This window comes from Streptomyces sp. NPDC002403, assembly GCF_053593015.1.
The window spans coordinates 1-4,972 of the sequence record NZ_JBSFBQ010000129.1; the positions used below are offsets into that span (position 1 = coordinate 1).

At 65.4% G+C, this 4,972-nt stretch carries 4 protein-coding genes and 1 pseudogene; 1 reads left to right on the forward strand and 4 read right to left on the reverse strand.

Annotation, left to right across the window (positions count from 1 at the left end; translation table 11 throughout):
• Nucleotides 1–276 precede the first annotated feature (276 nt).
• The gene (locus tag ACWCPY_RS42880) at nucleotides 277–735 is read left to right on the forward strand and encodes a hypothetical protein (protein WP_451274579.1); all 459 of its coding nucleotides are present in this window, start codon (nucleotides 277–279) and stop codon (nucleotides 733–735) included.
• A 605-nt stretch (nucleotides 736–1,340) separates the two neighbouring features.
• On the opposite strand, the gene ACWCPY_RS42885 is transcribed toward ACWCPY_RS42880, so the two are convergent.
• From ACWCPY_RS42885 to ACWCPY_RS42900, 4 genes and pseudogenes are all read right to left on the reverse strand, one after another.
• Complete coding sequence (locus ACWCPY_RS42885) at nucleotides 1,341–1,490, reverse strand: hypothetical protein (protein WP_451274585.1); 150 nt, start codon at nucleotides 1,488–1,490, stop codon at nucleotides 1,341–1,343.
• Nucleotides 1,435–2,068: pseudogene (locus ACWCPY_RS42890) on the reverse strand (response regulator transcription factor). Before ACWCPY_RS42890 ends, ACWCPY_RS42885 begins: the two are co-directional and overlap by 56 nt.
• Before the next feature lie 17 nt (nucleotides 2,069–2,085).
• Nucleotides 2,086–2,847, reverse strand: a complete 762-nt coding sequence (locus ACWCPY_RS42895) for a DeoR/GlpR family DNA-binding transcription regulator (RefSeq protein ID WP_451274583.1) — start codon at nucleotides 2,845–2,847, stop codon at nucleotides 2,086–2,088.
• A 765-nt stretch (nucleotides 2,848–3,612) separates the two neighbouring features.
• A complete protein-coding gene (locus tag ACWCPY_RS42900) occupies nucleotides 3,613–4,137 on the reverse strand; it encodes a hypothetical protein (protein WP_451274581.1) in 525 nt (174 codons plus the stop codon).
• Between the last annotated feature and the right edge of the window lie 835 nt (nucleotides 4,138–4,972).

Here is a 4,972-nt window from a genome sequence, read left to right on the forward strand (position 1 = left end):
GCCCACGCCGACCTCACCCAATAACCATCCACAGCCACCAACCACACACAGCCAACACCGGCCCCCGGAAAAGGCCGGCCGCCACGTACGTCCCCGTCGGCGGGGGACCTGAGGATTCTCTCGGCTGCCGGGCCTCAAACAGCGTGAACTCGGTATGTGGGCTCGCCGTCTACACAACTGAGACGTCAGCGAGAGGCCAGTCGCTTACTGACTGGCCCACGACATCGCTGGCTCGGATCCCGTAACCGCGAGAAAGGCGAGAGACTTCATATGAGCTTGAAGAAGAAGATCGGTGCACTGGCCAGCGCATGTGCGGCGGGTTTGGCCATCTCTACGATGGCGGGGGCTCCTGCCCACGCTGCGGGCGAGGTCACCCTTCAGAACGTCAACAGCGGACGATGCCTGGTGGGCAGCGCCGATCGTACGGTGCGCATGGGGCCGTGCGATGGGAACGCGAAGTGGCGCGAGGTGCAGTCCGGAGTCAGTCCCATGCTGGTGCATGTGGCCACGGGCCTCTGCCTCGATCACAGTGTCGATCGGCCGGTGGGCACTCCTGTCTACCTCTCCAGCTGCAGCGGACAGGACTACGGCCAGCTGATTGGTTACGCGAGTAACGGCACCTACAAGTCCATCCGGCCCGTTGACTCGTCAGCGACGCTGGTCGGCTGGAACTCGGGTGCAGTGAGCTTCGATCAGGGCAACAACGGCAACAAGGGGCTGTGGGCAACCATTTGAGAAATTCGAAAGCCGGCAAACTGACTATCGGCTGGCGCCGACGTCCCGGTGCGAGGGCCGGTCGAAGTGGATGTCCCGCTTCGACCGGCCCTTCACCGCGTCGGCCCGGCGAACCCACCGGTGTCGGCCTTGTCCAGAGCCTGCCCTACTTGTTTGTGCGGCAGGCGCGGTGGGTCGTCTGCTGATAATCCTGTTGCCGTCGGCCTCGGTGAGCGTGACGCCCAGGAAAGTCAGGGCCAGGGTGGGCGAGGTGGCACAGTTTCAAGCCGCTCGCGGTCGGCCGGGCTGACCGCCTTCCAGATCCTGTCGTCATCGTACGAGACGGACAAGGCGATCTTTCGAGCGGTGCGCGAGTAATGGTCAAGAGTTGTGGATCGTGTGAGGCGTGAGGCGGGGCCCTTCTCGCGCTCGACGAGGACGCCGTTGCCGAACCGGGCGCCGGCCGGACCCGGTGAGCCCCGATGATTGTGCGTCAGCGGCCCTGGGCGGACTCGACCAGCTTGAAGGCCATCGGGAGGACTATGGCCGGGCTGCGGGCGCCGCGGCGCCGGCGACGGCGACGAGTGACAGCTCGGTTCTTCCGAGTCCTGCCTTGCGACCTGGCCTCACTCGTTCTCTCTGTTCACGTCGGCCGACTTGCTGCCGTTCAGTCCGACCGCCATGCTCAGCAACGAGGTCGCACCGCAACCATTCGAGCTGTCAGGGCCGCCCGTCGTCGCGTAGGCGAAGCCGGCTCCGGCCTCGGTGTGGATCACGTTTGCGGCGCAGCCAGTGGACCGTGATCCGTACGGCGTTGGTGAAGGTCGGCGTTCTCGTCCCATGCCTTTTCCAGGAGGTGTTCAGCACTGACGACTCCGCCCTGTGCGGCGAGCAGCAGTTCGAGCACGGCGAACTCCTTGCGGGTCATCCGGATCTCTCGCCTGTCGCGGGTGACCTTGCGCCGGTGCGGGCCAAGACGTACACCTGCCGCTTCGAGCATGACCGGCCTGCCGTTGGGGCCTCGGCGACACAGGGCGCGGACCCGTGCGACCAGCTCCGTGAACCCGAAGGACTGCACCAGATAGTCGTCCGCCCCAGGCCGAAACCGGCCACCCTGTCGTCCCGGCTGCGTGCTGCATTCAATGAGGATGCGACACGTCGCTTGGGACCGTGTCAGTCTCCGGCACACCTCGTCGCCGTCCACACCAGGGAGATCGCGGTCGAGCACCACCACGTCATAGTCGTGGACGGCAAGCCGCTCCAGCGCATCCTCGCCGTCACCTGCGATGTCCACGGCCATGGCCTCCTCAAGGGGCCCTGCCGGTACGCGCGGTGGCCGTCCTGGCGAAGGCAGAGGGTGTACGGAGTTGCTCAGACTCGGATGACTTGCGGACCGAGGAGGGAGTAACGCTGTGCCTCTACCGAAGGGAGCCCGATGTCGGTGACGATGGCCTCGAAGTCGCGAACGTCGGCGAAACGGCAGAAGCTCACAGCGCCGAACTTCGTATGGACACCAGTGAACACCCGGCGGCGTGCGCTGCTCATGGCCTGCGCCTTGACGTCGCCGACCGCCGGATTGGGCGTGGTCAGTCCGTACTCGCGGGAAATACCGTTCGCACCGACATACGCCAGATCGATGACGAAGTCCGCGAGCATGCGGGTGGCCCAGTGGTCGATCGTGGCCAGGGTGCTGCCACGGACACGCCCCCCAAGCAGAAGCACGACGATCTTCTCCGCATCCGCGAGGACGGTCGCCACCACCAGGGACGCGGTGAGCACGGTCAGGGGCCGGTCCCGTGGGAGAGCTTCGGCGATGAGCTTCGGGGTGAAGCCCTCGTCGACGAAGACCGTCTCCGCGTCACCGAGAAGATCTGCGGCCGCCGCAGCGATCCGCGACTTCTGCGGCACATAGCGGGTGGTCCGCGTCGCGAGCGTGGTCTCGAAGCCAGCGCTCTCCACGGGGTACGCCCCGCCGTGCGTCCGCCGGATCAGACCGTGTTCCTCGATCGCGCGCAGATCTCGCCTGATGGTCTCCTTGGCCACCTGAAACAGGTCAGCCAGCCGGTTGACGTCGACGGCCCCGTCCCGTCGGGCCGTCTCGACGATTCTCCGTCGGCGTTCTTCGGTATCCACGGCACACTCCCTGCTTGAGGTGCGATCTTGCTGCGGCCCGCGTCCGTTCGGACCCGTGCGTAGTTTGTGCAAACAAGAGCAGCCGCTCGACCAGCGTTTTTCACGGCATTCGCTGTGCCCGTCCGTGCCCGTCTCCCGGATGCCATCGATGCTGGTCGTCCAGCCGCTGTCGGCTTCCGGGCTGCACCGGACACGAATGGGTATGCCGAGATCCCGCCGGGCTGGCGCGGCTGGCCCACCGAACGCGATGCCCGGCTCGCAGTTTTCCGTCGGGCCCGGCTTCCACAAACGCAGGCACGCGACGATCGGTTACCTTGCGCCCGTCACCTTCGGACAGAGATCAACTACGCTGACCGTCGCCGCATGACAACCGGTGTTCACAGTCGGGTTGGGTGCCTCTCTCGACCCCGGCAGCGGGTGGGGCCCCTGTCAGCCTCGGCCGTCGGCCGGCCCAGGTTTCTCCGAGTTCCCCACGCGAGTTCGCTGAATTGCCCCGCTCGTCCAGCGGCACGAGTGACTGATGTCTCAGTCCACCATGCGCACGATCACAACGCACAAACGAGATGTGCGTGGCTGACCAATTCTCAGGTCGTGCTCCCACGGTGGACGATGTCGTGATGCCACCGTGAGAACCCTCTGCTTCAGCGCTCCGGCACTGAAGGTGGTGCTTCCTGGCGTGGCCCGTCGGCGGTGCGATCCGGCGTGCGCTGATCAACACCTCAAACTTTTCAATCCGCTGAAGCCCGCCCCATCCGTACTCACATGTCACTGCTCGCGGATCTCGGTCGCGACACCCTTGACGATCGCCACTTCGGCCTTGGTCTTGCCGGTCTTTGCTGCCTTCTCCAGCTCCTCGACCGTGCACTTGCTAGCGGACTGTCCTGCCGCGTCACCGCAGATGTCGCCGGCACCCCAGATCTCAGTGTCCTCAGCGATCCAGAAGGGACGGCTGCCCACTACGAGCTTGCCGGGCGCCATGTAGGTCAGGACACCGGTGACCGTGCCGTCCGCACGGCTGTCCGCGTTCGCATCACTGACGCCGTCCTTCTTGGTGGCGGACTTCTCACGGCTGTCCGGCTTCTGGGTGTCGGTGCTAGAGACAGCTCCCTGACCGGACTTGACCGAGTCGGCATCCGGCTTCTGGGTGTCGGTGCTGGAGACAGCTGCCTGACCGGACTTGACCGAGTCGGCACCGGAGGGCTCGGTCTCGGAATTACAGGCCGTCAGGAACATCCCACCGGCGATGAGGACTGCGATTCCGGCGAGCTTGCGGGTGTGATTGAGCAGCATGGTCGGGTTCCCTTTCGGCGTTGCCCCTTGGTCTCACTTAGCCAAACGGCTGGTCCGGAAAACGGGTTCACTGAAGGAATTCCTGTTGCAGATCCATGGTGAACCGTACGGTTCTGTTACATGAACGCGTACTGACGCTACGCCGGGCAGCGGCGTAGCCCAGCCCGTCTTGGCCCCGCGGTCGCAGGCGCGCCCTGGGGAGTGCGCCACGGCAAGCCGGTGCGGGTCAGCCCGACGGCCGATTGTGTCGAGCCGCCGGGCTGATGCCGGTGTCCGGGGAATGACTGTTCCGGCATCTGCTTCAACGGTCGCGGGCAACACAGGTTCACTCCACACATCTGGAACTGCGTAGTCCGCTTGTCGCATGTGCTCCGACCAAGGAACACAACATGACCACGCCGAAGGCCGTGATGGTGAGTCTGCCGTCTCAAGCTGCCCGGCAGGGCGCGGACGCGAAAGTGCCACGCTTCCGGGGGTGAGCGCTGCTTGATTCAGTGGAATGGCGTTGGGGGGCCGCGAGTGAATCTGTCCACGCGTCAAGGGGCCTGCGGCCGGTCCCGACCGCAGGAGCACCTCGATGGGCGATGCGCACGCCACCCCCGCTCCTCCACGGGGCTGGAAGCCACGGAAGAATCCGCCCCCACCTTTAGAGTCGGCGACATCCTGCCGGTCCGTGTCGGCGAGGGACGGGTTGCTTTCGATGGAGTGGATCTCCACGACGATCGCTCGCAACTCGCCACTTAGGGCGTGCAGAGAATCAACATGCGGATTTGATCTCGCGTTGGACGGCTTCCGGGGTGAGGAAGGCCGCCACGTCCGCTGGTGTGCGGAACCT